This window comes from Salipiger sp. PrR003 (genome assembly GCF_010500785.1).
Lineage (GTDB): Bacteria > Pseudomonadota > Alphaproteobacteria > Rhodobacterales > Rhodobacteraceae > Salipiger > Salipiger pacificus_A.
Map to the genome: position 1 here is coordinate 37,745 of NZ_JAAGOV010000034.1, position 24,709 is coordinate 62,453.

Annotated in this window: 24 protein-coding genes; 8 read left to right on the forward strand and 16 right to left on the reverse strand. The window is 66.7% G+C overall.

The window, feature by feature from the left end:
- Window positions 1-44: 44 nt before the first annotated feature.
- Entirely contained in the window at window positions 45-776 is a 732-nt protein-coding gene (locus G0D83_RS09840; RefSeq protein ID WP_164192791.1) for a ComF family protein, read from the reverse strand.
- A gap of 14 nt (window positions 777-790) precedes the next feature.
- Between G0D83_RS09840 and G0D83_RS09845 the strand changes: the two genes are divergently transcribed.
- Complete coding sequence (locus tag G0D83_RS09845) at window positions 791-1,663, forward strand: SAM-dependent methyltransferase (protein WP_164192794.1); 873 nt, start codon at window positions 791-793, stop codon at window positions 1,661-1,663.
- A gap of 51 nt (window positions 1,664-1,714) precedes the next feature.
- Entirely contained in the window at window positions 1,715-2,779 is a 1,065-nt protein-coding gene (gene hemH / locus G0D83_RS09850) for a ferrochelatase (protein ID WP_164192798.1), read from the forward strand.
- A 99-nt stretch (window positions 2,780-2,878) separates the two neighbouring features.
- Here the strand turns inward: hemH and G0D83_RS09855 are convergent, their stop codons facing one another.
- Both G0D83_RS09855 and G0D83_RS09860 read right to left on the reverse strand, forming a co-directional pair.
- Window positions 2,879-3,073: a ferrochelatase gene (locus tag G0D83_RS09855; protein ID WP_164192802.1), complete on the reverse strand. Its 195-nt coding sequence runs from the start codon at window positions 3,071-3,073 to the stop codon at window positions 2,879-2,881.
- Between the two features lie 161 nt (window positions 3,074-3,234).
- Window positions 3,235-3,834 carry a L,D-transpeptidase gene (locus G0D83_RS09860; RefSeq protein WP_108964196.1) on the reverse strand — a complete coding sequence of 200 codons (600 nt, stop codon included), beginning with the start codon at window positions 3,832-3,834 and terminating at the stop codon, window positions 3,235-3,237.
- Between the two features lie 231 nt (window positions 3,835-4,065).
- Between G0D83_RS09860 and G0D83_RS09865 the strand changes: the two genes are divergently transcribed.
- Window positions 4,066-4,623, forward strand: a complete 558-nt coding sequence (locus G0D83_RS09865; protein ID WP_108964197.1) for a CAP domain-containing protein — start codon at window positions 4,066-4,068, stop codon at window positions 4,621-4,623.
- Between the two features lie 157 nt (window positions 4,624-4,780).
- Here the strand turns inward: G0D83_RS09865 and G0D83_RS09870 are convergent, their stop codons facing one another.
- The 8 genes from G0D83_RS09870 to G0D83_RS09905 form a co-directional block, all read right to left on the reverse strand.
- Entirely contained in the window at window positions 4,781-5,302 is a 522-nt protein-coding gene (locus tag G0D83_RS09870; RefSeq protein WP_108964198.1) for a murein L,D-transpeptidase family protein, read from the reverse strand.
- Window positions 5,303-5,399: 97 nt separating this feature from the next.
- On the reverse strand, window positions 5,400-6,617 hold the full coding sequence (locus tag G0D83_RS09875; protein WP_164192805.1) for a class I SAM-dependent RNA methyltransferase: 1,218 nt from the start codon (window positions 6,615-6,617) through the stop codon (window positions 5,400-5,402).
- 70 nt (window positions 6,618-6,687) lie between these two features.
- Window positions 6,688-8,520: an ABC transporter ATP-binding protein gene (locus tag G0D83_RS09880; RefSeq protein ID WP_164192809.1), complete on the reverse strand. Its 1,833-nt coding sequence runs from the start codon at window positions 8,518-8,520 to the stop codon at window positions 6,688-6,690.
- Between the two features lie 27 nt (window positions 8,521-8,547).
- Window positions 8,548-10,404 (reverse strand): ABC transporter ATP-binding protein, encoded by a 1,857-nt coding sequence (locus tag G0D83_RS09885; protein WP_164192812.1) that lies wholly within the window; start codon window positions 10,402-10,404, stop codon window positions 8,548-8,550.
- A gap of 42 nt (window positions 10,405-10,446) precedes the next feature.
- On the reverse strand, window positions 10,447-11,028 hold the full coding sequence (locus G0D83_RS09890) for a LysE family translocator (RefSeq protein ID WP_164192815.1): 582 nt from the start codon (window positions 11,026-11,028) through the stop codon (window positions 10,447-10,449).
- 9 nt (window positions 11,029-11,037) lie between these two features.
- Window positions 11,038-12,201: a CCA tRNA nucleotidyltransferase gene (locus G0D83_RS09895; RefSeq protein WP_235958021.1), complete on the reverse strand. Its 1,164-nt coding sequence runs from the start codon at window positions 12,199-12,201 to the stop codon at window positions 11,038-11,040.
- Entirely contained in the window at window positions 12,198-12,800 is a 603-nt protein-coding gene (locus G0D83_RS09900; RefSeq protein ID WP_164192817.1) for a CoA pyrophosphatase, read from the reverse strand. The genes G0D83_RS09895 and G0D83_RS09900 overlap by 4 nt, the downstream gene beginning before the upstream one ends.
- Complete coding sequence (locus G0D83_RS09905; RefSeq protein WP_164192821.1) at window positions 12,797-13,792, reverse strand: Hsp33 family molecular chaperone HslO; 996 nt, start codon at window positions 13,790-13,792, stop codon at window positions 12,797-12,799. Before G0D83_RS09905 ends, G0D83_RS09900 begins: the two co-directional genes overlap by 4 nt.
- Before the next feature lie 76 nt (window positions 13,793-13,868).
- On the opposite strand from G0D83_RS09905, the gene G0D83_RS09910 reads away from it, so the two are divergent.
- On the forward strand, window positions 13,869-14,306 hold the full coding sequence (locus tag G0D83_RS09910) for an NUDIX hydrolase (RefSeq protein ID WP_164192824.1): 438 nt from the start codon (window positions 13,869-13,871) through the stop codon (window positions 14,304-14,306).
- A 6-nt stretch (window positions 14,307-14,312) separates the two neighbouring features.
- On the opposite strand, the gene G0D83_RS09915 is transcribed toward G0D83_RS09910, so the two are convergent.
- A complete protein-coding gene (locus G0D83_RS09915; RefSeq protein WP_370457219.1) occupies window positions 14,313-15,554 on the reverse strand; it encodes a PP2C family protein-serine/threonine phosphatase in 1,242 nt (413 codons plus the stop codon).
- 140 nt (window positions 15,555-15,694) lie between these two features.
- Between G0D83_RS09915 and G0D83_RS09920 the strand changes: the two genes are divergently transcribed.
- Window positions 15,695-16,090, forward strand: a complete 396-nt coding sequence (locus tag G0D83_RS09920; RefSeq protein ID WP_164192830.1) for an Hpt domain-containing protein — start codon at window positions 15,695-15,697, stop codon at window positions 16,088-16,090.
- Window positions 16,091-16,151: 61 nt separating this feature from the next.
- Here the strand turns inward: G0D83_RS09920 and ilvA are convergent, their stop codons facing one another.
- Window positions 16,152-17,378 (reverse strand): threonine ammonia-lyase IlvA, encoded by a 1,227-nt coding sequence (gene ilvA / locus G0D83_RS09925; RefSeq protein WP_108964207.1) that lies wholly within the window; start codon window positions 17,376-17,378, stop codon window positions 16,152-16,154.
- A gap of 61 nt (window positions 17,379-17,439) precedes the next feature.
- Window positions 17,440-18,177 carry a hypothetical protein gene (locus G0D83_RS09930; protein WP_164192833.1) on the reverse strand — a complete coding sequence of 246 codons (738 nt, stop codon included), beginning with the start codon at window positions 18,175-18,177 and terminating at the stop codon, window positions 17,440-17,442.
- Between the two features lie 133 nt (window positions 18,178-18,310).
- Between G0D83_RS09930 and G0D83_RS09935 the strand changes: the two genes are divergently transcribed.
- The 3 genes from G0D83_RS09935 (at window position 18,311) to msrA (ending at window position 21,389) form a co-directional block, all read left to right on the forward strand.
- Entirely contained in the window at window positions 18,311-19,531 is a 1,221-nt protein-coding gene (locus tag G0D83_RS09935; RefSeq protein WP_108964208.1) for an argininosuccinate synthase, read from the forward strand.
- Window positions 19,532-19,734: 203 nt separating this feature from the next.
- Window positions 19,735-20,157, forward strand: coding sequence for a DUF1810 domain-containing protein (locus tag G0D83_RS09940; protein ID WP_203595579.1), 423 nt, complete (start codon window positions 19,735-19,737; stop codon window positions 20,155-20,157).
- A 587-nt stretch (window positions 20,158-20,744) separates the two neighbouring features.
- Entirely contained in the window at window positions 20,745-21,389 is a 645-nt protein-coding gene (gene msrA, locus G0D83_RS09945) for a peptide-methionine (S)-S-oxide reductase MsrA (protein ID WP_164192840.1), read from the forward strand.
- Window positions 21,390-21,467: 78 nt separating this feature from the next.
- On the opposite strand, the gene G0D83_RS09950 is transcribed toward msrA, so the two are convergent.
- Together G0D83_RS09950 and G0D83_RS09955 are read right to left on the reverse strand one after the other, a co-directional pair.
- A complete protein-coding gene (locus tag G0D83_RS09950) occupies window positions 21,468-22,340 on the reverse strand; it encodes a ribokinase (protein ID WP_164192844.1) in 873 nt (290 codons plus the stop codon).
- 67 nt (window positions 22,341-22,407) lie between these two features.
- Entirely contained in the window at window positions 22,408-24,663 is a 2,256-nt protein-coding gene (locus G0D83_RS09955) for an NADP-dependent malic enzyme (RefSeq protein WP_164192848.1), read from the reverse strand.
- Window positions 24,664-24,709: the final 46 nt, after the last annotated feature.

Consider the following 24,709-nt stretch of genomic DNA (forward strand, 5'->3'; position numbering starts at 1 on the left):
CAGGTTTCCCTTTCCGGCGGACTGGCAGCCCATCTTTCAGGGATTTAGGTATCCTTTGCAACGCGCGCCAGTACCGAGACCATAACCTGTGCCGCGCCAGCCTGCTTGCAGGCCAGCGACGCTGCGGAAAGCGTCGCCCCGGAGGTCATCACGTCATCCACCAGCAGCACGCTGCGCCCCGCGAGGTCCTCCCGCCCGGTAACGCTGATTGCGCCGTCGAGCGTTGCAAAGCGTTCCTCGGCGCCCTTTCCGTCGAGCGAGGGCGTGGCGCGGTTGCGGCGCAACGCGTCGGGGCAGTGGCGCAGCCCCAGCTCGCGCGCAAGCGCCGCACCCAGCAGCGCCGACTGGTTGTAACGGCGACGCAGGTGGCGGCGCAGGTGTAGCGGCACCGGCACCACCAGCGTGCCGGCATCGAGCCCCTGCAGCCCGCGCGCCATCCAGCGTGCCGCGGGCCCCGCGATGTCGGTGCGGTCGGCGTGTTTCAGCATCAGCACCAGCTTGCGCCCGTTGCCCTTGTAGAGCAGCGCCGCCCGCCCCTGCGCCCAGGGGCGCTCCTGCACCCGACAGGCGTCGCAATGCTCGGCGACATCCGAGTGGCCGGGCAAGGGCACCCCGCAAAGGTCGCAGCTTAGCCCGCCCAGAAAGGGAGTGTCGCGCCAGCAGGGGCCGCAAAGTCCGTGATCGCTCTCGACCAGCCCGCCGCAGGTCAGGCATCGCGGTGGGTAGACAAGACGCAGCGCCCCGCGCAACAAGGTTTGCAACCGCTCCTGCCGCATCTTATCTAGCCTCCATGTCCAGCCAGAGTTCCGACCCGCGTCCCGGCCAGCCAGCCCCCCAGAGCCCGCAGCTCATCGACCGCGCCGCCCTCGCCCGGAACCGGGCCCGGGCGCGCCGCGCAGAGGACCTGCACAGTGCGCTTTTCCTGCATGAGGCCGCGCGGGACGAGGCGCAGGATCGTCTGATGATGGTTAACAGGGAGTTCAAATCCGCGGCCATTGTCACCCCCTTCCCCGAGATCTGGGACGGCGCCCTGCCCGGCGCCAAGATCCTCCGCGACGACGAGGTGCTGGACCTCGAGGTCGGCGCGCATGATCTGGTGATCCACGCGCTTGCACTGCACTGGGCGAACGACCCGGTCGGCCAGCTGATCCAGTGCCGACGCGCGCTGAAGTCCGACGGACTCTGCCTGACGATCGCCTTCGGCGGCGAGACCCTCTCGCAGCTGCGCGCCGCCCTGGGACAGGCCGAGATCGACGTCACCGGCGGGCTGTCGCCCCGGGTGCTGCCGATGGGCGAGATCCGCGATCTCGGCGCGCTGCTGCAGCGCGCCGGGCTGGCGCTCCCGGTCGCGGATTCGCTGCCGCTCGACGTGAGCTACGAGAACGCGCTGCACCTGATGCGTGACCTGCGCGCCATGGGCGAGGCCAACGCACTCTCGGCCCGGCTGCGCCGCCCCACCCGCCGTGCCGTGCTGCTGCGCGCTGCGGAGATCTACGCCCAGAGCTACGCCCGCCCGGACGGCCGCCTCTCGGCGACCTTCGAGCTTGTTACCCTGACCGGCTGGGCCCCCGACGAGAGCCAGCAGAAGCCCCTGCGCCCGGGATCTGCGGCGCATCGTCTCGCCGACGCCCTGGGTGCCAAGGAAACCCGCCTCGAGGATTGAATCATTCTAAATTCGCGTTAGTTAGCGCGTGACTTTGAGGGAACAGAACGCATGAACGACATGACCCCCGACCCGATCCGTCCCGCTCAGGCCCCCGCCGATCACCCGGCGCTCCCACGCGAGAAAGTCGGTGTCCTGCTCGCCAACCTCGGCACGCCCGACCACTACAGCTATTGGCCGATGCGCCGCTACCTGTCCGAGTTCCTCTCGGACCAGCGCGTCATCGATTACCCGAAGTGGAAATGGCAGCCGCTGCTGCAGCTGATCATCCTGTCAAAGCGGCCGTTCTCGTCCGGCGCGAATTACAAGTCGATCTGGAACGAGGAGCTGAACGAAAGCCCCCTGATGACCATCACCAAGGCGCAGACCGCCGCCATCGCCGAGTCGATGAAGGCACGCTACGGCGACCGGGTCATGGTCGATTTCTGCATGCGCTACGGCAACCCCTCAACCAAATCCAAGGTCAAGGCGATGACCGAGGCAGGCTGCCGCAAGATCCTGTTCTTCCCGCTCTACCCGCAGTACGCGGGGGCGACCTCGGCCACCGCCAACGACGCCTTCTTCAAGGCGCTGATGGAGGAGATCTGGCAGCCCACCGCCCGCGTGGTCGACCCTTATTTCGAGAGCCCGGCCTATATCGAGGCACTGGCGCAGTCGGTCGAGCGCGCCTATGCCGCCAAGGCAGAGAAGCCCGAAATTCTGGTGGTGTCCTACCACGGCATGCCGAAGCGCTACCTGATGCAGGGCGACCCCTATCACTGTCAGTGCCAGAAATCGACGCGGCTGCTGCGCGAGCGCCTCGGCTGGGAAAAGACCCAGATCCGCACCACCTTCCAGTCGGTCTTTGGTCCCGAGGAATGGCTCAAGCCCTATACCGTCGAAGAGGTTGCGCGGCTGGCGAAGGGCGAGGGCAAGAAACGCATCGCGGTGATCGCCCCGGCCTTCTCGGCCGATTGCATAGAGACGCTCGAAGAGATCAACGAGGAGATCAAGGAGAGCTTCGAGCACGCCGGCGGCGAAGACTTCACCTACATCCCCTGCCTCAACGACGACCCGGCGCATATCGCGGCGCTGAGCGGCGTGATCGAGGACAACCTCAAGGGCTGGCTCGACTGACCCCGGCCCCCGCGGACAGGGGCAAAAAAGGAACATGGGCCAAAAGGAAAAGGCGGTGCCGGGGCACCGCCTTTTTGCATGTCTGGCAAGAGCGTCCGGTCAGTCGGTCGCAGAGGCCGCGGCCACCACGGCGATCAGCAGCAGCGGGATCAGGATGCCGCCGTAGGAGGACGACGCCTCGGTGCCGTCGACGACGACGATCGGCTCCGAAACCGGCTTGCCGCTGTCATAGGACCCGGCCATGACCGAAGTCGCAGATGCGGCGAGCACGGCGGCGAGTGCAAATTTCTTCATTGCTGTTCTCCAGATCAACGCCTGCCGCGGCATGGTGAATTCCAAAGCGGGATTCCTCCACGGCAAGCCCAAGACTTACCTCGTGTATCTGGTCTAAGCAGCAAACCCCTACGATTGCAAACTCTGGCTGACGCGGCGTCCGCCGCGCCGCCCGCGCGCCGTCAAATCAGCAACACCTGCGTGCCGACCTGCGCCATGTCGTAGAGCGCCTCGATGTGCTCGTTATAGAGACCGATGCAGCCGTTCGACGAGCGGCGCCCGATCTTGCGCGTGTCGTGGGTGCCGTGGATGCGGTAGTACTGCCAGCTCAGGTGCAGCGCACGGGTGCCGAGCGGGTTGTCCGGGCCCGGCGGCACGTAGTCCGGCCACTCCGGGTTGCGCTGCTTCATCGACGGCGTCGGACGCCAGTCGGGTTGCGGATCCTTCAGCACCACCTGCGTGCGGCCCTTGCGGGTCAGGTCGTCGGTCAGCGGCACCGACGAGGGGTAAAGGTGGTAGGTGCCATTCTGTTCCCAGAAGTGCAGCGCCCGCGAGGAGATATCCACCAGCACCGCACCCTTGTTCAGGTTGCTGAAATAGGGCTGCCAGTCGAGCGTGCGGAAGCTCGAAATATTGTGTCGGATGACCTTCGAGATGTCATTTTCCATCTCGACCGTTCCCGCGCCGTTGTAGCTCTGCGCAAGGGCCGGGGTCGCCGCGGCGCCGGCCAGCGCGGCCGATCCGGCAAGGAAGGCGCGACGGGAATAGGGGGATTTTGCCATGGCGGAAATGTCCTTTGGAGCCACGAAAAACGAAAAGCCAGTACGAGGCGTCTGGGGTTTTACGCCCGACAACCGTTAAGAGTTCCCTAATCATATGGCGAGAGCGCCGCAGTCGCAAATCAAACGCAGGTGTACACGAACGATCACATGCATGTGGGTTTGATCAGCCCGGCTGCGCGAGCTATGTGTGTGCCGCAATAGTGAACCAGCGGTACGCGAAGGTCAGCCAACATGAACAGACGCACGTTTCTCCTGCTCTCCTCCGGGCTTCTCGCGGCGGCATGTGCCCCCTCGGTGACCCCGCCGCAGATTGGGCCGGACGGCAAGCCCCTGCCACGCGTCTACCGGATCAACGAGGGCGACAGCGGCCGGATCGAATATTCGATGCTCGATTCCGTGAACGCGCTGCGTCAGGCGCGCGGCGTGCCGGGCGTGACTCTCGACAGCAAACTCAACGCTGCCGCCGCAACCCATTCGCGCGACATGTCGGTACAGAACCGCCCTTGGCACTTCGGCTCGGACGGCTCCTCGCCGATCGACCGGGTGCAGCGCGTCGGCTACACCGGCCGCCTGCTCGGCGAGAACATCTCGGAGACCTATGAATCCGAGCTCGAGACCCTCGCCGCCTGGATGGAAGACGCGCCGACCCGCGACGTGATCCTCGACCCGAGCGCCCGCCAGATGGGCTTTTCCTGGTTCCAGGAACCGGGCGGCAAGATTTGGTGGACCCTGGTCATGGGCGCGCCCGACCTCGCCCCGACGCCGGGCACGCAGATGGCCGGTTTCTGAACCTCGCCGCATCGGCAAAGATGAAAAGACCGCCCCCCGGGGCGGTCTTTTCATGTCCGGCAGCGCGCATCGGCCCTCAAGAGCGTCGCCGCAATCAAAAGGCCGCCCCAAGGGGCGGCCCGCTTTCAGGCTCTACACCTGCCCGCTGCGCGCGGGGTCAAGGCATGATCAGGATCGGCGTCGGCCTGTCGGCACGGATCATCGCGTAGATATCCTCGATCTCGCGGTCGGTCACGGCGATGCAGCCCCAGGTCCAGTCCCAGACACCGTTCTGATAGGCCGGCGGGCGGCCGTGGATGAAGATGTCTCCGCCCGGGCTCTTTCCAAGAAAGCGCGCCTCGGCACGGTCGGCGGCGTTGGGATAGTCGATCCCGAGGCTCAGGTGGAACCGCGAGTTCGGGTTGCGCCGGTCGATCATGTAGAGCCCTTCGGGCGTCTTGCCGTCGCCTTCGACCTTCTTGTCGCCGGTCGGGTCGAAACCAAGACCGATGTCATAGACCTTCATGATCGAATCATGGTGCAGCAGGTACATCTTGCGAGCCTGCTTATGCACCACGACATGGGTGACGGACGGCCCGCTATAGGACCTGAATTTCATGCTCGCCGGGTCCCGCCCACCGCCGCAGGCGGCAAGCAGCAAAACCGCTGCGAGCACGAACACGTGCCTGCCAATAAACATCTTGCCTGTCTCACTCGTTCTTATTTTGCCTCAGTTATACAGTACACTGCGGCATCGCGATAGAAGGAGTTGGCAGGAAGTTGTCGGAATATCGGCACTATTGCCTTTTGAATCCTGCAACGAGCTCGATATGGGTCGACCAGCGGAACTGGTCCACGACGCGTAGCCCGTCGAGCTTGTAGCCCGCGCGCAGCAGCGCCGCGGCCTCGCGCGCAAAGGTCACCGGGTTGCAGGACACGAAGGCAATGCGGGGAATCTTCGCTTCGCAGAGCTGCGCCACCTGCGCCTCGGCCCCGGCGCGCGGCGGGTCGATCACCGCGGCGTCGAAACGCGCCAGTTCGGCGGGCAGAAGCGGGTTGCGAAAGAGATCCCGTGCCTCGGTGGTCACGTGGCGCAGGCCCTGTGCATGGCGCCAGCCATGGTCGAGCGCCTGGGTCATCGCCCGGTCGCCCTCGACCGCGTGCACGCGCGCCCTCTCGGCGATCGGCAGCGCGAAGGTGCCGCAGCCGGCGAAAAGGTCGACCACATGGCTCGCCCCGTCGATGTGCTCTAGGACATCGGCCAGCAGCGCCGCCTCGCCCTGCGGCGTTGCCTGCAGGAAGGCCCCCGGCGGCGGCGAGACCTCGGCCCGGCCCATCTTCTGCATCGGCGGGCGGCGGGTCAGCACCACGTCCTCGCCCCAGGCGATGCGCGCGCACTCATGCTGCCGCGCCAGCTCTGAGAGCTGCTGCTGCATCTGCGCGTCGGCCTCCTTGCCGCCTTTGGCGACCACATCGAGCCCGCCCTGGCTGGTGGTGACCATCACCGACAGCTCGGCCTTGCGGCTCGCGCCGAGCACCGCCAATGCCTCGACCAGCGGCAGCGCGGCGGCCAGTTTCGGGTCTATGACGCGGCAGTCGGGCACTTCGACGATGACGTCGGAGCGCTTGCGGTGAAAACCGACCTGCGCGCCCTTCTTGGTGCGCTTGGCCGAAAAGCCGGCGCGGCGCCGCGTTTGCTCGGGCGAGGTGGCAATCTCGCGGAACGCGGCCTCGATGCCATGTGCGGCCAGCGCGTGGCGCACCACATCCTGCTTCCAGGCGGCTACAAAATCGGGCCGCGCGTGCTGCAACTGGCAGCCACCACAGCTCTTGGCGTGGCGACAGGGCGGGCTGACCCGCATCTCCGAGGGCGTGAGGATGCGCGGCGCGCCCATGACGCCGCCGGAGATCTCGCCCTCGACAAGCTCGCCGGGAAGAGAGCCGGGCACGAAGACGGGACCGGCGGCGATGCCGTCCCCCTGATGCCCGAGCCGTTCGATCGTGACCTGTTCCATGCGCCGCCTCATGCCCCCAACGGGGCTGCCACGCAAGCCTGTTAAAGCGGGCGCTGCGCTCTCGCAGAGCCTATTCCGCCGCCTCCTGCGGGTCGATCACCCCGCCGCTCTGGCGGTTCCAGTAGCGCGCATAGAGCCCGTTCTGCGCCAGCAGCGCCTCGTGGCTGCCCTGCTCGACGATGCGGCCCTGATCAAGCACCACGATCCGGTCCATGCTGGCGATGGTCGAGAGCCGGTGCGCGATGGCCAGAACGGTCTTGCCTTCCATCACCCGCTCGAGCGCGCGCTGGATCAGCGCCTCGACCTCGGAATCGAGCGCCGAGGTGGCCTCGTCCATCACCAGGATCGGCGCATCCTTGAGGATCGCCCGGGCCAGTGCGATGCGCTGCCGCTGTCCGCCCGAGAGCTTCACGCCCCGCTCGCCGAGGTGCGCGTCGTACCCTGTGCGCCCCATGTGGTCGCGCAGATGCAGGATGAACTCATGCGCCTCGGCCTTTTCGGCGGCGGCGATCACCTCTTCCATCGTGGCCTCCGGGCGGCCGTAGCGGATGTTGTCCAACGCCGAGCGGTTGAACATGGCCGTCTCCTGGGTGACCATGCCGATCTGCCGCCGCAGGCTCTCCTGCGTGACATCCGCGATGTTCTGCCCGTCGATGTAGATGCCGCCCTTTTCCGTGTCGTAGAGCCGCAGCAGCAGCGCCACGAGGGTCGATTTGCCCGCGCCCGAGGCGCCGACGATGCCCACCTTCTGGCCCGGCGCAATGTCGAGCGCGATATGCTCGACCCCGCCTTCCTTGCGGCCGTAGGCGAAGCCGGCATCGCGGAACTCGATGCGCCCCTGTGGCACCGCCAGCGCCGGGGCACCGGGCGCGTCGAGAAGCGTGTGGTCCGGAGTGATGGTGCGGATGCCATCCTCGATCTCGCCGATGTTGGCGTAGATGCCCATCAACGTGAAGCTGACCCAGCCGGTCATCTGGCTGAGCCGGATGGCGACGGCCCCGGTGGCGGCGATGTCGCCGGCGGTGACGTAGCCCTGCGACCAGAAAGCCAGCGCGCCGCCGATCAGCAGCACCGGCAGCGTGCCCGCCAGCGCCATCAGCCAGAACCGGAAGGCCGAGGCGACATGCCCGAAGGCGATGAAGCGCTCGCGGTAGGTCGACATGGCGTCGAGCGCGGCGCGGTCCTCGAACTCGTCATGGGCAAAGAGCTTCACGGTCTTGATGTTGGTCACCGTGTCGACCAGCTGCCCGGTGACCATCGCCCGCGCCGCCGCCCGCGCCTTGGACCGCGTGCGGATGCGCGGCATGAAGTGGCGCAGCAACAGCGCGTAGACGACGATCCAGCCGATCAGCGCCAGCCCGATGCGCCAGTCGATCGAGCCGACCAGCCAGACCGAGCCGATCACCGAAGCGAGCGCAAAGAGCACCGCCTGGATGACCTCCGAGATCACGTCGTTCAGCGCCCGCGCGGTCTGCATCTCCTTTTGCGAGATGCGCCCGGCGAAATCATTGTCGAAGAAGGTGACGGAATGGCCCAGCGTGTAGCGGTGCACCCGGCTCAGGATCAGGTTGAACACATTGGGCTGCATGACGACCGACTGCACGTAGGCCGAAAGCCCGGCGATCCCCGGCCGCAGCAGGATGAAGAACGCGGCGCAGAGCAGCAGGAACAGCCAATGATCGGCAAAGACCGTGCTGGCGGGGCTGCTGAGGGTCTTGTCGATCACCTCGCCCAGCAGCTTTGCCGACATCACCTCGAAGATGCCGCCCAGGGCGGAGAGGATCGCCGCCGGAATCAGCACCGGCCAGGCCCCGCGCAGCGCCCAGAGCGTGAACCGCCCCAGGGTCTGCGGCGGCGGCGTCTCGGCGCGGGAAAACGGGTCTATCATGTCGGAAAGGCTCATGCCTCGCCCTCTCGGTCTTGGGTCAGATCATGCGGTGTCCTGCGCTTGGCTGTCGGCGTCGGGGTCGAGGAAGCCGCCGGACTGGCGCGCCCAGAACCCTGCATATAGTCCAGCCTGGGCCAAAAGCGCGTCATGGGTACCCTGCTCGACGATGCGCCCGTCGTCCATCACCAGAATGCGGTCCATTGCGGCGATGGTCGAGAGCCGGTGCGCAATGGCGATCACCGTCTTGCCTTCCATCATGCCGTAGAGCGTGTCCTGGATCGCCGCCTCGACCTCCGAGTCCAGCGCCGAAGTGGCTTCGTCGAGGATCAGGATCGGCGCATCCTTGAGGATCACCCGCGCCAGCGCGATGCGCTGCCGCTGCCCGCCCGAGAGCTTCACGCCGCGCTCACCCACATGAGCATCATAGCCGCGCCGCCCCTGCCCGTCCTCAAGCGTGAGGATGAACTCATGCGCCTGCGCCTGCTTCGCGGCCTCGATCATCTGCGCTTCGCTCGCCTCGGGGCGGCCATAGAGCAGGTTCTCGCGCACCGACCGGTGCATCAGCGCGCTGTCCTGCTGCACCATGCCGATCTGCCGCCGCAGGCTGTCCTGCGTCACCCGGGTGATGTCCTGCCCGTCGATCTCGACCTTGCCGGATTCAGGGTCGTAGAAGCGCAGAAGCAGCTTCACGAGGGTCGATTTCCCGGTGCCCGAGCGCCCCACAAGGCCGATCTTCTCGCCGGGGCGGATGGTCAGCGTCACCCGGTCGAGCCCGCCAGAGCCGCGCCCGTAGTGATGCGAGAGATCCGAGACCGCAATCTCGCCCTGCGCGACCCGAAGCGGCTTTGCATCCGGGCCGTCGACAAGTTCGATCGGCTGGGCGATGGTCTCCATCCCCTCGGCCACCACGCCGAGCTGGCGGAAGAAGGTGGTCAGCGCCCACATGATCCAGCCGGTCATCGCGTTGAGCCGCAGCGTCAGCGCCGTCGCCGCCGCCACCGCGCCGGTGCTGGCCTGCCCCTGCATCCACAGGGCAATGGCCCAGCCGACAACGCCGACGATGAGCAGCCCATTGAGCACCATCAAACCCAGATCCATCAAGGTATAGAGCCGCATTTCCGCCTGGAAGGTCTGCCGCGCCTGCTCGATCGCCTCCTTGGCGTAATCAAGTTCCTGCCGGTCGTGGGCGAACATCTTCACCGAGTGGATGTTGGTATAGGCATCCACCACGCGGCCCGTCACGAAGCTGCGCGCATCCGAAGCGGCCTTGGACGCCGCGCCGACGCGGGCGACCGTCCATTTCATCAACCCGGCGTAGAGCGCCAGCCAGAGCAGCATCGGGATCACCAGCCGCGGGTCGGCATCGCCCAGCAGCACCAGCGCGCCGACGAGGTAGGAGATCGAGAAGGTGATCGCGTCGAAGACCTGGAACACCGACTCGCCCGCCGCCGGGGGCGTCTGCATGATGCGGTTGGCGATGCGCCCGGCAAAATCGTTCTCGAACCAGCCGATCGACTGGCGCAGCACCTGCTTATGCGCCCGCCAGCGCACCAAGGTGCCGAAGTTGGGCATGATCGCATTGTTCAGCAGCAGCACGTCGAGCGCCTGGAACAGCGGCCGCAGCAGCAGGATGAAGAGCGCAAGGGCTATGAGATGCCAGCCGTGGTCTTCCCAGACCTGCGCCGGCTCGCCGCCGAGGATGTCGACGACCCAGCCCATGGCCCAAATGAGCCCGATCTCGATGCTTGCGACCACCACCGACAAGAGCCCTGTCCAGACGAAGACCCGGCGGAACGGCCGGGAATAGTCCAGCATGAAGGGCAGCAGCTTGGTCGGAGGCCGGTCCGTCTGCGGGTAGTCCACATAGGGATCGACCATGCTTTCGAAACGGCGAAACATGTGTCGTGTCCTGATTGTCTGACGCTAGGTCTAGGTCAGGCCTTACAGGAACACCATGACGGAAAAACTTGCCAGTGCGATGGCCATGGCCCGGTTGAACCAGCGCCAGGCCGCCGGGGTCGACAGCAGGTAGGTCAGCAATGCCCCTGCCGAGGTCCAGAAGAGGCACACCACGAGGTTCAGACCCGAAAAGGCCGACCCCAGCCGCAGCGCTTCGCCCAGCGGGCCGAAAGCCGAGGGATAGGCCGAGACCGCCGCCAGCGCCACCGCCCAGACCTTGGGGTTCACCCATTGGAAGAGCACCGCCTCGATCAGCGTCATGGGGCGGGCCGCCTCGGCTTTCTTGCGGCGCTCGGAATTCCACAGGCCCCAGGCCATGTAGAGCATCCAGGCGCTCGCCGCGATGCGCAGCGCGAACTCCAGCTTCGGCATCTGCTGCAGCAGCGCGGCAATGCCGAGCCCGGTGAGCCCGGCGGTGATGCCGACACCGATCACCACACCGAAAAGATGCGGCAAGGAGCGTTTCACGCCGAAGCGCGCGCCCGAGGCGGTCAGCAGGATGACATTGGGACCGGGCGAGAAGAGCCCGAAGAAGACAAAGGCGTAGAGCGGATCAATCGTCATGCAGGGCGCTTACTCGTCAGACAGAAGTTCCGCCTTCGTAAGCGTGAAACCCGATCCGATCCAGCGTTTCTCGGCCGCGCGCAGCGCCTCTCCCAGTGCGGGCCCCTTAAATGCGGGCATGAAATCCTTGGCCGAGAGCGGGAAGCTGGCCTCGGTGCCCCGGGCCATCTCGAAGAGCGCCTCTTCCGTCACCGGCTGCTGGAAGCTTGCGGCGCGCAGCAAGAGCACGCTTTGCGCAACCTCGCCGCCATGGCGATAGGCCAGCTCCGCCGGCCCCTGCGTCTCGCCGATCAGGCCCTGATACAGGGCAAGGTGCCGCTGCTGCGCCTTCGAGAGCCGCAGGTCGGGCGCTTCCACGCCGAGGCTCGCGAGCCGGCGCAGCGCGTCCGGGGCGACGGACAGTCTCTGTTCCTCGGCCACCAGCGGGCCCAGCGCGGTCACTGAAGCTCCGGGCAGCACATGCGCCAGCACGCCGACCTGCGCCATGACCGACACGGCGGGCACCGGATCGGGCGCGGCCAGAAGGCGCAGCATCTCCTGCCCGACGCGCTCACGCGAGAGCCTGTCCAGCCCGTCCAGCGTCTCGGCGATGCCCGCCAGCGCCTCGGGATCGAAGCCCTGCCCGGGATCGCCGTACCAGGCGGAGAAGCGGAAGTAGCGCAGGGTGCGCAGGTAGTCCTCGCGGATACGGTCGGTGGCCGCGCCGATGAAGCGCACCCGGCGGGCGCGCAGGTCCGGCAGGCCGTTCAAAGGGTCGAGGATCAGCCCCCGCGCATCCGCATAGAGCGCATTCATGGTGAAATCGCGCCGCGCCGCATCCTCGGCGATGTCGTCCGAAAAGCGCACCACGGCGCGGCGACCATCCGTCTCGGTGTCGGCGCGGAAGGTGGTGATCTCGTGGCCAATGCCGCCCGCCACCACCGTCACCGTGCCATGCTCGATGCCCGTGGGCACCGGCTTCAGCCCCGCCGCCTGCGCCAGTTCGACCACCCGCTCGGGGCGCGCATCGCTGGCGATGTCGACGTCGCTCACCGCCACGCCCATCAGCGCGTTGCGCACGCAGCCACCGACCACGTAGCCCTGATGCCCGCCGTCCTCGAGCATGGCGAGCACCTGCTGCGTCTCGGGCCGGGTCAGCCAGTCGCCGGTGACCGTGGTCTTCGCAAGGCTCATGCCATGCGCTCCGCCAGCCCGCGCAGCATCCGTGCCGTCGCGCCCCAGATGTAATAAGGGCCGAAGGGCACCGTCCAGTAGTGCCGCGTGGCGCCGCGCCAGCGGCGGCCCTGGATGCTGTACCGCTCCAGATCGGCGACATGCTCGAAGGGCACGCGAAACACCTCGGCGACCTCGCCGGGCTCCGGAACAGGGTCGAAGTCGTACATGACGAGGCCGATGACCGGGGTCACATGGAAGCCGGTGACCGTCTCGTGCGGCGGCAGCGTGCCCAGCACGTCCACCCGGCTTTCCGAAAGCCCCACCTCCTCGCGCGCTTCGCGCAGAGCGGCGGCGACCTCGTCCTCGTCACCGGGATCGACCTTGCCGCCCGGGAAGGCGATCTGGCCCGGGTGGTGCTTGAGCCTCGAGCTGCGCTTGGTCAACACCAGCTCGAGCCCCTGCTCGCAGGCGACGAAGCCGGCGAGGACGCCGGCGGGACGCAGCTTGCGCCCCTCCGGCAGGACCGTGCCCGGGTTCAGATCGAAATCGGAGGAGGCGCCAGAGGTCGCCTCCAGCGCCCGTTTCAGCAGATCGATCTGATCCCGGACCGCGCTCACTTCTTGGCCTCGAACCCGACCGTTTCCGGGTCGAGCTCGTAATGCGCGCCGCAGAACTGGCAGTCGGCGGTGACCTTGCCGTCCTCGGTGGTCATCTTCTCGATGTCCCGCGCCGAGTAGATCGACAGCGACTGGCGCACGCGGTCTTCCGAGCAGGTGCAGCCGAAGCGCACCGGCTGGGCGTCGAACACCCGCGGGTTCTCCTCGTGGTAGAGACGCACCAGCAGGTCGGTCGGCGCGATGTCCGGGCCGATCAGCTCCAGCTCGTCCACCGTGTCAAGGTGGAAGTTCACGCGGCGCCAGTTCTCACCGTCGTCCGTATCGCCCAGCAGATCCTCGGGACGCAGCACGCCGTTCTCGCCGGTGCCGCCCTCTCCGTCGACTTGCGGCTTGGCGAAGGGCGACGCCTTGGGCATGTGCTGCAGCATCACGCCGCCGGCGCGCCAGTGCGAGCTGCCATCCGCCTGCGGCACGTTGCCGAAGTTGAGCATGAAGCGGGTCGGGATCTGCTCGGACTGGGCAAAATAGCTCTCGGCGCAGCGCGCCAGCGCACCGCCCGAAAGCGGGGTGATGCCCTGATAGGGCGTGGTGCCCTTGCCCTGGTCGATGAGCACGGCGAAATAGCCGTCTTCGAGCTGGTCATAGGCCGGCGCTTCGGTGATCTGCTCGCGGTCGAAGCTGGCGTAGGCGCGCAGACGGGCCGGCTCGCCCTCTTTGGTGGGGGCAAAGTAGTCGGTCGCGATCATGCGCAGCGCGCCGCGGGTCTGCACCTGCAGCGAGAGCTTCCAGCGCAGCTTCATGGTCTGGCCGATCAGCGCGGTCAGCAGGGTCATCTCCGCGATCAGAGCCTCGACAGGCTCCGGGTAGTCATGTTGGCTGAGGACCCCGTTCAGCACCCCGTCGAGCCGCGCCACGCGGCCCCGGATGTCGGCGTGATCCAATTGAAATGGCAGGACGGTATCGTCCCAGGCGAGTTTGCTGCCGATGGTCATGGGGTTTCCTTATCTGCCGGATCTTGGCATATCGGCCCCATATAAGCAGCAAAAACACGGGAACCAAGGGGGACCGATGACTGCAAGATACGGCGAGCCGCCCGAATCCGGGCGCAGGTACACCCTCCGCCCCGGGGCCTATGCAATCTTGCCGCGAAACGGGGCAGTGCTGGTCACCCATCAGGCGGATCCCTGGCCCGAGTACCAACTGCCCGGCGGCGGCATCGACGCGGGCGAGTCGCCGATCGCGGCGCTGCACCGCGAGGTCTTCGAGGAAACCGGCTGGAAGATCGCTCAGCCGCGTCGTCTCGGGGCCTTCCGCCGCTTCACCTACATGCCCGAATACGATCTTTGGGCCGAGAAGCTCTGCATCATCTACGCCGCCCACCCGGTCCGGCCGCTCGGTGCGCCCAGCGAGCCCGGCCACCAAGCGGTATGGATGGACCCGGCGCTGGCCTCAGAGATCCTCGGCAACCCGGGCGACCGCGACTTCCTGCGCCGCGTCCTGCGCTGATCGGGGTCAAATCCCGCCGAATTCCAGCAGCGCGGCCGAGACGTCATCCTCCAGCCGCGCGCCGCCGCGCATGCGCTGGGTGATCCGCCAGAAGAGATCGTCGAGATACTCGGTGCCCTGTCCCTGCACCTCGGGCGCCAGTGCCCGAAGCCCTGCAAGATCAAGCTGCGTGCCATCGGTCATCAGCGCCTCGGTCAGCCCGTCGGAATAGAGCAGCAGCCGGTCGCCGGGGCGCATCTGCAGCCGCAGCCGCTCGTAGCGCGCGCCGGGGATCAGCCCGACCGGCAAGCCGCCCTTCCCGATGAACTCGGCCCCACCGCCGGCGCGCAGCAGCAGCGGCGGCGGGTGTCCCGCCTGCACCAGCTCGACCTTGCCGGAATCGAGATCGGCCACGGCATAGGCCATGGTCAGATACTCCGCCACGCCCGGATCCGCCGCCAAACGCTCGTTGAGCCGCCGCGCGACCTCCTCGGGCGGACGGAAGAGCGTCCCGTGCACGATCCTCTCGAGCGCGATGTTCTGATCGGGGAAGTCGCCGCCCAGCAGCCCGGCGATCCGCGCGGTCATCAGCGCCGAGGTGATACCGTGCCCCGACACGTCGATGCTGTAGAGCCCGACGCTGCATTCGCAATGCGAGAAGCTGCCCACCAGATCGCCGCCCACATGGCCGCAGGGCTTGAGCAGCAGGCTCACCTGTGAGGTGCCGATGCGCCGATTGCGGCGCGGCACCAGCGCCTGCTGGATGGTGCGGGCCTGCTGCAGGTCGCGGTCCACCGCGTCATAGGCCTCCTGCAGCCGCCCGAGAGTCGCCGAAAGCTGACGCTGCATCTGCAGGATCCGCGCCCCGGCGTTGATCCGCGCCCGCAGTTCGCTGGCGTTCACCGGCTTGGTGAGGAAATCATCCGCCCCCGCGTCGAGCCCGCGGGCGATCTCGGCCTTGTCGCTCTTGCTGGTGAGCAGGATGAAATAGCCATAGCGATCGCCGCATTGGGCGCGGAACAGGCGGCAGAACTCCAGCCCGTCCATTCCGGGCATCATCCAGTCGGAAAGCACCGCATCGGGGCGCATCTCGGCGCAGAGCAGCAGCGCCTCGGCACCGCTCTGCGCCTGCGACACTTCGAGCCCCCAGCGCTGCAGCATCGACGAGAGGATCTTCAGTTGCAGCGGGCTGTCATCCACGACCAACACGCGCCGGATCGGGGCTCGCCCCCAGCCTGGTTCAAAACTCTCGGCGGTGTTCGGGATCACTCTGCGTCCTTCCAAGCTGCATCTGACCGGAATGCAGCCTAGGGTCCGCGCGTTAATGCGTGCTTTCACCGGTGGCAGTCCCCCGCACCGAAACGCTTCGTTCAGCTTTGCATGCAAGTCTCCGCACAGGAGGTACCCAGATGACCGAAGCCCCGACATCCCCCGCGACGCGCTCCCCCGGATCAGAGCCGGGTGGCCCGCTCATCGACTGGCACAGGGTGGCCGAGCTGCGCAACGAGATCGGGGCAGAGCATTTCGACGAGGTGGTCGCGCTCTTCCTGACTGAAGTCCAGGCCACGCTCGAGCGCCTGCCCGCACATCCCGGGTCTCTGCAGGAACTCTCCGAACAGCTGCATTTCCTCAAGGGCAGCACGCTCAATCTCGGCTTCGAGCGGCTCTCGGCCCTTTGCGAGGCCGGGGAACTGGCGATCACCGCCGGGCTCGGCGCGCCGCTTGATCCCGAGCTGCTGCGCCGCTGCTACGCCCGCTCACGCGAGGAATTTCTCGCGCAATTGCCCGAGCTTCGCGCCGCCTGAGCTCTGCGGATCAGGCTCTGCGCCGGGCAGATCGCGCCCAGCGCGTTGTCGCACGCCGTGATCAGATCACGAATTGCGCCAGCACCTCGTCGTCGGTGATGTCACGATAGGCATATCCATGGGCGTCGAGATCGCTGAAAAGCCGGTCGAAATTCGCCGGATCCGCGGTTTCGATCCCGATCAGCACCGACCCGAAGTTGCGCGCCGATTTCTTCAGGTATTCGAACCGCGCGATATCATCCTCCGGGCCAAGGAAGTTCAGGAAATCCTTCAGCGCGCCGGGCCGCTGTGGCAGCCTCAGGATGAAGTATTTCTTCACCCCCGAGTAGCGCTGCGCCCGCTCCTTCACCTCCGGCAGACGTTCGAAGTCGAAATTGCCGCCCGAGGTGATGCAGACCACGGTCTTGCCGCGGATCGACTGTCCGAGATCTTTCAGCGCGTCGATCGACAGCGCCCCAGCGGGCTCGAGCACCACGCCCTCGACGTTCAGCATCTCGAGAATGGTGGTGCAGAGCCGGTCCTCGTTCACCGCCAGCGTGTTCGCCACCCCGACGCCCTTCAGCACCTCGAAGGTCTTCGCCCCGATCCGCGCGACCGCCGCCCCATCTGCGAAAGTGTTCACCGATGGCAGGGTCACCGGTTTGCCCGCCTCGAGCGCCGCGCGCAGGCAGGCGCCGCCCAGAGGCTCGACAAAGGTGTATTGGCTCGCCGTGCCGAAATAGCTCAGCAGCCCCGAGCCAAGCCCGCCACCGCCCACCGGGATCACCAGATGGTCCGGAACCCGACCGAGTTGCGCCTCGATCTCCACCGCCACGGTGGCCTGCCCCTCGATCACGTCCTCATCGTCGAAGGGCGACAGGAAATGCCCGCCGATCTCGGCGCAATAGTCCTGCGCGGCGCTGAGGCATTCGTCGAAATAGTCTCCGACAAGGCGGATCTCGACATTCTCGCCGCCGAACATGCGGGTCTTCTGAATCTTCTGCTGCGGCGTGGTCACCGGCATGAAGATCACCCCGGTCTTGCCGAACTGCCGGCACATGTAGGCGACGCCCTGCGCGTGGTTGCCGGCGCTGGCGGCAACGAAGGTCTCGACCTCGGGACGCTTGCGCATGGCATTGAAGGCGCCGCGCAGCTTGTAGCTGCGCACCGGGCTCAGATCCTCGCGCTTGAGCCAGATGTCGGCGCCGAAAATCGCCGAAAGGTGATCGTTGCGCAGAAGCGGCGTCTCGGGAAAGACCGAGCGCATCTCTTGCGTGGCGGCGCGGGCGTGAGCGAGAAAATCATCCATGCCCTAGGCATGTGGCGCATCGGCACGCTTTGCGCAAGGCCGCTGAAGGCCCGCTCGACGCTCAATCGATCGGGCGCTTCTCGACGAAATGGCCGTAGAGCGAGGTCAGCACCGAGATGCCGATCATCGTGGCGAACCAGTTGATCACCAGCCCGTAGACGAGGTTGACGATCGACCCCGCGCTGTTGTCGATCAGTGCCGGAAGCTCGACCAGCAACGAGCCGCCGATCACCAGCATGGCCAGGGTCACCACCGCGCCATCGTCCTCGGCGGTGGCGCGCCAGGCCTGCTTCAGCGTCAGCTTCTCGCCCACCGCCGCGGCCGGCAAGATCAGCCCCAGCCGGAAGAACAGGTAGCCGCCCAGCCCGACAAGGCCGAAGACAAGCACCGGCGCCAGCCCGGGCACCGCCGCGCCGATCAGCGCCACCGGGATGGCCGAGATCATCATGCCGAGGAAGATCACCAGCGCGATGAGGATCGACCGGCCGAAATAGCCAAGGATCTCGCCACCGTGCCATCGTGGCAGCCAGCCGCGCGGCTCTTCGCCGGTCAGCACGAAACGGTGCCACGCCACGGCGATCCAGAGGCTGGCGAGCACCGCCAGCACCACAAGCGCCAAGGCCGGAAGGCCGATCACCTGTACGGGCAGCCCGTCCGGGCCAGCGTCATCGGCATGCAGGTAGGTGGCGATCTGGCTGGCGGCCTGCACGAGGTAGAGCACGAGCGAGACGCGCAGCGCGGTGCCGATGTTGTCGACCACCATCCGCAGCGAATGCACGAAAATGCGCCAACCCTTCATGAAACCCCCGCCGCGTTTTGCCCAGACATCGCCGACGGCTAGCATATGAGCCCGGAAGGTCAACGGGCGATCCTTGATACCGGGGATAAAACCCAGTAATGCGCGAGGCCAGTTCATACGTGAGGGAAAGCCCATGTCCGCGCCCAAGAAAGTCGTCCTGGCCTATTCCGGGGGCCTCGACACCTCGATCATCCTGAAGTGGCTCCAGACCGAATATGGCTGCGAGGTCGTCACCTTCACCGCCGACCTCGGCCAGGGTGAAGAGCTCGAACCGGCCCGCGCCAAGGCAGAAATGCTCGGTGTGTCGAAAGTCTATATCGAGGATCTGCGCGAAGAGTTCGTGCGCGATTTCGTCTTCCCGATGTTCCGCGCCAATGCCCTCTACGAAGGGCTCTACCTGCTTGGCACCTCGATCGCCCGTCCGCTGATCTCGAAGCGGCTGGTCGAGATCGCCGCGGCCGAGGGCGCCGACGCGGTGGCCCATGGCGCGACCGGCAAGGGCAACGACCAGGTGCGTTTCGAACTGGCCGCCTATGCGCTGAACCCCGACATCAAGGTGATCGCACCCTGGCGCCTCTGGGACCTGACCTCGCGCACCCGTCTTCTGGAGTTCGCCGAGCAGAACCAGATCCCCGTCGCCAAGGACAAGCGCGGCGAGGCGCCCTTCTCGGTCGACGCCAACCTTCTGCACACCTCTTCCGAGGGCAAGGTTCTCGAGAACCCCGCCGAGGAAGCGCCCGAATACGTTCTGCAGCGCTCCGTTCCGGTGGAGCAGGCGCCGAACGAGCCGGAATACGTCGAAGTGACCTTCGAGAAGGGTGACGCCGTGGCGATCAACGGCGAGGCCATGTCGCCCGCGACGATCCTCACCAAGCTCAACGAGCTTGGCGGCAAGCACGGCATCGGTGTTCTCGACCTGGTCGAGAACCGCTTCGTCGGCATGAAGTCGCGCGGCATCTACGAGACCCCGGGCGGCACCATCCTGCTGGAAGCGCACCGCGGCATCGAGCAGATCACGCTCGACAGCGGCGCCGGCCACCTCAAGGACTCGATCATGCCGCGCTATGCCGAGCTGATCTACAACGGCTTCTGGTTCTCGCCCGAGCGCGAGATGCTGCAGGCCCTCATCGACAAGAGCCAGGAGCACGTCAGCGGCACCGTCCGCCTGAAGCTCTACAAGGGCTCGGCCCGTACCGTGGCGCGCTGGTCGGATGAATCGCTCTACTCCGAGGCGCATGTCACCTTCGAGGACGACGCCGGCGCCTATGACCAGCAGGACGCGGCGGGCTTCATCCAGCTCAACGCCCTGCGCCTGAAGCTGCTGGCCGCACGGAAACGCCGCCTGAACGGCTGAGCCCTTTCCCAGCGCTCTGTTTGATAATCCCGCCGGAGACGCCTCCGGCGGGATTTCTTTTGCCTGTTGGCCCCCCGCACCCGCCCTTCTGATAGGCACAAACATCCCGGGTGGTCCGCGCGCAGGCGCGTAAGGGGCTGCGCCCCGGTTTCGCCTTCGGCCTGCGCCGCGCTAGACTGGGGCGCATGACGGGGGGCGCTCTCATGGCCGAACTACAGGAATTTCTCGACGCGCAGGAGCAGGTCTGGCCGCAGGTCGTGCGCGAATTGCAGGCCGGGCAGAAGGTGAGCCATTGGATCTGGTGGGTCTGTCCGCAGCTCGAGACGCTCGGCCGCTCGGCGCGCGCTCGGCATTTCGGACTGCGCGATGCCGAGCAGGCCCGGATCTATCTCGCGCATCCGGTGCTGGGGCCGCGGCTGGCCGAGGCCTCGGGCTGGCTGCTGGATCACCCGGGGCGGAGCCCCGAGGCAATGCTCGGCCCGGTGGATGCGCTGAAGGTGCGCTCGAGCATGACGCTCTTCGAGGCGGTGCCTGGCGCGCCAGAGGTGTTTTCGCAGGTGCTGGAGCGCCTCTACGGCGGGAGCCGCTGCCCAGTCACGCGCGCCGCATTGCAGGGCGAACCCTGAGACACCGATCAAGGCTGATGCAAAAAAATTGCCGCCTCCGGTCACGACACCGGAGGCGGCCCAAGACGCGCCGAGGTGGGGATACGCAAGCGCGCCCTAGCTTGTGAGCGCCCGCCGCCGTCCCCGTGGGGACCCGTATATGCGGCTGGCGCCATGGCCCGTTTTCGGGAGGCCCTGTTGCGCCCCCTTTGACAGGCTTTGTTCTGTCTTTTCTTCCGTGACCCGTCGTCCGAACTCTTCCGCCACCTTGGACAATGGCGACAAATTGTTAACAACACCTCTAGGCCACAACCGGACCGGACGAGGGCCACGTCTTACCCTTCTCGCCGCGAATTCGGAGGCAGGAGCACCCCCCCGACACCGCAGCACTGCTTCAGACACGCAACTCCTCCGCGAAGAGTTTCACCCGCGTGCAACTTTTTTTCCGATTTTTCCGCGAAGCGGACATGGCACCATTTCCGCACCCGGCGTCGGCAGCAACGTGGCGCGCAGGGCCGCCCGGCTCACCAAGCGGTGAGGCCTTCGCAAAACCATTGATCGCGCGACCGGAGCAGCGCAGGCTTGTCGCAAGAGAAGAGGGAGGAGATATGAAACACCTTGTTTCGGGACTGTTCCTGGCGGCGTTGAGCCTATTTGGCTCGGCCTCGCCCGCGGCTGCGGAGACGCGCGAGATCATCGTCGCCGGCGGCTGCTTCTGGTGCGTCGAGGCGGACTTCGAGAAGGTCACCGGCGTGCGCGAGGCAATCTCGGGGTACACCGGCGGCGCGCTGGCGAACCCCAGCTACAAGCAGGTCAGCCGCGGTGGCACCGGCCATTACGAGGCGGTGCGCATCCTCTACGACGACAGCCGCGTTTCGGCCGAAGACCTCTATGCGCTGTTCTTCCGATCCATCGACCCCACCGACGCAGGCGGGCAGTTCTGCGACCGCGGCGACAGCTACCGCACGGCGATTTTCGCCAATGGTCCGGCGCAGAAACGCGCGGCGATGGAAGCCAAGGCGCAGGCGCAGGCGGCGCTTGGGCAGACCATCGTCACCCCGGTTCTGCAGGCGAGCCGCTTCTGGCCCGCCGAGGCCGAGCATCAGGATTATTACAAGGGCACTGGGCTCGTGCTGACCCGCTTCGGACCGCTGAAGCAATCCTCGGCCTACAAGCGCTATCGTGACGCCTGCGGGCGGGATGCGCGGGTTCGGGCGCTCTGGGGCAGCGCCGCGGCCTTCGCCGGGGGATGACCCCGCGCCGGGCCGGCGGGTCTGCCCCCACCCGCCTGCGGAGGGCTCTCCCCCCGATGTCTCGCCGCGAAGCTTGGCTCAGAAGCGGTACTCGGTGACGTCCTTGAGATCGGGGATGACGTCGGCGGTGCCTTGGCGGGTGACCATGATCGCGGCGGCACGCTGCGCCATCTCGATCGAGGTGACCATGGGCAGACCCCGATCGAGACCCGCAAGCAGGTAGCCGGTGAATGTGTCACCCGCGCCGGTGGTGTCCACGGGGGTCACCGGCAAGGCTGCGAAATCGCGGGTTTGGCGCGAATCCGTGTTGATCCAGCGGCAGCCGCGGGCGCCGAGCGTCACCACCACGTCTCGCACCGGGATGCTGTCGATGCCCTGCCCGGTTGCCTTCTCGAGCTGCGCGGCCTCGATCTCGTTCAGCACCAGCAGATCGAGAAGCGGCAGCACCAGCGTGACCGCATCGGCATCGAAGGGCGCGGCGGCATAGGCCACGCGCAGCCCGCGCGCCGAGGCCAGCTCGGCCGCCTCGCGCTGCGCGTTGGTCTCGTTCTGGAAGACGAAGATGTCCTCGGGCAAAGCCTCGGCCAGCCCGGCCTCGATGCGCTCGACCGAAAGCGCGCGGTTGGCGCCGGGGTAGATCAGGATGCAGTTCTCGGCCTCGGCATCGAGCATGATGATCGCATGGCCCGTGGCCTCGGAGAGCACCGCGATCTGCCGCGTGTCGACGCCGTATTCCGTGAGCCGCTCGATCGCCCAGCGCCCATCGTCGCCAACCGCCCCGAGATGGCGCACCTGTGCCCCGGCCCGCGCTGCGGCGACCGACATGTTGGCGCCCTTGCCGCCCAGCCCGCGGGTCAGCGAGCTGGTGGCCAGCGTCTCGCCCGGCGCCAGAAGGTGCGGCACGCGATAGGTCATGTCCGCGTTGATGGACCCGAGGTTGTAGATCGCCATGCGCGCGCGCCTTTCAATGTCTGGGAGACTGCGCCTGCCGGACCAGCCCGGCAGGCGCCTGATCGTGTCAGCCGACCTTGCAGGCCGCAAGAACCGCCATGTTCAGGATGTCATTGGCGGTCATCGTGGTCGAGCAGATCTGGATCGAGCTGTCGACGCCCGCAAGGATCGGGCCGATCACCGTGGCGCCGCCCATCTCCTGCATCAGCTTCACCGAGATCGAGGCCGAATGGCGTGCCGGCACCACGAGGATGTTTGCCGGGCCGGTGAGGCGCTGGAATGGGTAGTTTTCCTGCGCCTTGCGGTTCAGCGCCACGTCGACGGTCATCTCGCCCTCGTACTCGAAGTCGACGCCGCGCTGGTCGAGGATCACCGGCGCACGGTGCATCTTCGAGGCGCGCTCCGACACCGGGTAGCCGAAGGTCGAGAAGGACACGAAGGCAACCCGCGGCTCGAGCCCGAGGTGCCGGGCAATGCCGGCGGCGCGCTCGGCGATGTTGGCGAGATCCTCTTCCTCGGGCCATTCGTGCACCAGCGTGTCGGAGATCAGCACGATCCGCCCCTTGTGCATGATCGCGGTGACCCCGGCGGCGCCGTGCTGCGTGTCGGCGTCGAAAACGTGGTTGATCGCCTCGAGCACATGCGCCGACTTGCGCGTCGCACCGGTGATCAGCCCGTCGCCATGGCCGTGCGCCAGCATCAGCGCAGCAAAGACGTGCCGGTCGCGCGCGGCGAGACGGTGCACGTCCTGACGGTCGTAGCCCTTGCGCTGCAGGCGCTGGTAAAGGAATTCCTTGTAGGTCTCGAGATGCTCGGTGTTGGCGGCGTTCACAACCTTGATCTCGCGCACCGCGTCGGCGAGGCCGCTGGCCTCGAGCTTCTCCTTCACGTCCGCCTCGCGGCCGACGACGATCGCCTTGCCGAAGCCGTTGCGCTGGTACATGACCGCGGCGCGCAGCACGCGCGGATCGTCGCCCTCGGCGAAGATCATCCGCGATTGCGCGGCCCGGGCGCGGTTGTTGATGCCGCGCAGCACCGAGGCGGTCGGGTCCATGCGGCCGCGCAGCCCGGCCTCATAGGCCTCCATGTCGATGATCGGACGACGCGCAGCGCCAGTGTCCATGCCCGCGCGCGCCACGGCGGGCGGGATGCGGTGGATGAGGCGCGGGTCAAAAGGCGTGGGGATGATGTAGTCGCGGCCGAAGGTCAGCGACTTGCCATAGGCCAGCGCCACCTCGTCGGGCACGTCCTCGCGCGCCAGCTCGGCCAGCGCGCGGGCACAGGCGATCTTCATCTCGTCGTTGATCGCCCGGGCGTGGATGTCGAGCGCGCCGCGGAACAGGTAGGGGAAACCAAGGACGTTGTTCACTTGGTTGGGGTAGTCAGAGCGGCCGGTGGCGACGATGGCGTCGACGCGGACCTCATGCGCCTCTTCCGGGGTGATCTCGGGATCGGGGTTCGCCATGGCGAAGATGACGGGGTTGTCGGCCATGCTCTTGACCATCTCCTGGGTGACCGCGCCCTTGGCCGAGACACCGAGGAAGACATCCGCGCCAACCATCGCTTCCTCGAGGGTGCGCAGCTTGGTGTTGGCCGCATGGGCCGACTTCCACTGGTTCATGCCCTCGGTGCGGCCCTGGTAGATCACGCCCTTGGTGTCGCACATGATGCAGTTGTCATGCTGCGCACCCATGGACTTCAACAGCTCGAGGCAGGCGATGCCCGCCGCCCCCGCGCCGTTGAGGACGATCCGCACGTCCTCGATCTTCTTGCCCGAAAGGTGCAGCGCGTTGATCAGGCCCGCGGCGCAGATCACCGCTGTGCCGTGCTGGTCATCGTGGAAGACCGGGATGTCCATCTCTTCCTTCAGGCGCTGCTCGATGATGAAGCATTCGGGCGCCTTGATATCTTCGAGGTTGATGCCGCCGAAGGTGGGGCCCATCAGCTTGCAGGCCTTGATGAACTCCTCGGGATCCTCGGTGTCGAGCTCGATGTCGATCGAGTTCACGTCAGCGAAGCGCTTGAAGAGCACCGACTTGCCCTCCATCACCGGCTTGCTGCCGAGCGCGCCGAGATTGCCGAGGCCGAGCACCGCCGTGCCGTTCGAGATCACCGCAACGAGGTTGCCCTTGTTGGTGTAGTCGTAAGCCAGCTCGGGGTGGGCGGCGATTTCTTCGCAGGGGACAGCCACGCCGGGGGAATAGGCCAGTGACAGGTCGCGCTGGGTGGTCATCGGGACCGTGGCCTGGACCTCCCATTTGCCGGGGGTCGGATCGAGGTGGAAGGCAAGCGCCTCTTCACGAGTGAATTTTGTTTTTGTCATTGGCTTGCGGTCCTCCGGTAATCGCGGCGTTTCTCTTAGCGCAGGG

What these genes read in the sequence shown, in the direction of transcription:
- G0D83_RS09840 (WP_164192791.1), bottom strand. Translation starts at nt 776, where the DNA reads ATGCGGCAGGAGCGGTTGCAAACCTTGTTGCGCGGGGCGCTGCGTCTT.
- G0D83_RS09845 (WP_164192794.1), top strand. Translation starts at nt 791, where the DNA reads ATGTCCAGCCAGAGTTCCGACCCGCGTCCCGGCCAGCCAGCCCCCCAG.
- hemH (WP_164192798.1), top strand. Translation starts at nt 1,715, where the DNA reads ATGAACGACATGACCCCCGACCCGATCCGTCCCGCTCAGGCCCCCGCC.
- G0D83_RS09855 (WP_164192802.1), bottom strand. Translation starts at nt 3,073, where the DNA reads ATGAAGAAATTTGCACTCGCCGCCGTGCTCGCCGCATCTGCGACTTCG.
- G0D83_RS09860 (WP_108964196.1), bottom strand. Translation starts at nt 3,834, where the DNA reads ATGGCAAAATCCCCCTATTCCCGTCGCGCCTTCCTTGCCGGATCGGCC.
- G0D83_RS09865 (WP_108964197.1), top strand. Translation starts at nt 4,066, where the DNA reads ATGAACAGACGCACGTTTCTCCTGCTCTCCTCCGGGCTTCTCGCGGCG.
- G0D83_RS09870 (WP_108964198.1), bottom strand. Translation starts at nt 5,302, where the DNA reads ATGTTTATTGGCAGGCACGTGTTCGTGCTCGCAGCGGTTTTGCTGCTT.
- G0D83_RS09875 (WP_164192805.1), bottom strand. Translation starts at nt 6,617, where the DNA reads ATGGAACAGGTCACGATCGAACGGCTCGGGCATCAGGGGGACGGCATC.
- G0D83_RS09880 (WP_164192809.1), bottom strand. Translation starts at nt 8,520, where the DNA reads ATGAGCCTTTCCGACATGATAGACCCGTTTTCCCGCGCCGAGACGCCG.
- G0D83_RS09885 (WP_164192812.1), bottom strand. Translation starts at nt 10,404, where the DNA reads ATGTTTCGCCGTTTCGAAAGCATGGTCGATCCCTATGTGGACTACCCG.
- G0D83_RS09890 (WP_164192815.1), bottom strand. Translation starts at nt 11,028, where the DNA reads ATGACGATTGATCCGCTCTACGCCTTTGTCTTCTTCGGGCTCTTCTCG.
- G0D83_RS09895 (WP_235958021.1), bottom strand. Translation starts at nt 12,201, where the DNA reads ATGAGCCTTGCGAAGACCACGGTCACCGGCGACTGGCTGACCCGGCCC.
- G0D83_RS09905 (WP_164192821.1), bottom strand. Translation starts at nt 13,792, where the DNA reads ATGACCATCGGCAGCAAACTCGCCTGGGACGATACCGTCCTGCCATTT.
- G0D83_RS09910 (WP_164192824.1), top strand. Translation starts at nt 13,869, where the DNA reads ATGACTGCAAGATACGGCGAGCCGCCCGAATCCGGGCGCAGGTACACC.
- G0D83_RS09920 (WP_164192830.1), top strand. Translation starts at nt 15,695, where the DNA reads ATGACCGAAGCCCCGACATCCCCCGCGACGCGCTCCCCCGGATCAGAG.
- ilvA (WP_108964207.1), bottom strand. Translation starts at nt 17,378, where the DNA reads ATGGATGATTTTCTCGCTCACGCCCGCGCCGCCACGCAAGAGATGCGC.
- G0D83_RS09930 (WP_164192833.1), bottom strand. Translation starts at nt 18,177, where the DNA reads ATGAAGGGTTGGCGCATTTTCGTGCATTCGCTGCGGATGGTGGTCGAC.
- G0D83_RS09935 (WP_108964208.1), top strand. Translation starts at nt 18,311, where the DNA reads ATGTCCGCGCCCAAGAAAGTCGTCCTGGCCTATTCCGGGGGCCTCGAC.
- G0D83_RS09940 (WP_203595579.1), top strand. Translation starts at nt 19,735, where the DNA reads ATGGCCGAACTACAGGAATTTCTCGACGCGCAGGAGCAGGTCTGGCCG.
- msrA (WP_164192840.1), top strand. Translation starts at nt 20,745, where the DNA reads ATGAAACACCTTGTTTCGGGACTGTTCCTGGCGGCGTTGAGCCTATTT.
- G0D83_RS09950 (WP_164192844.1), bottom strand. Translation starts at nt 22,340, where the DNA reads ATGGCGATCTACAACCTCGGGTCCATCAACGCGGACATGACCTATCGC.
- G0D83_RS09955 (WP_164192848.1), bottom strand. Translation starts at nt 24,663, where the DNA reads ATGACAAAAACAAAATTCACTCGTGAAGAGGCGCTTGCCTTCCACCTC.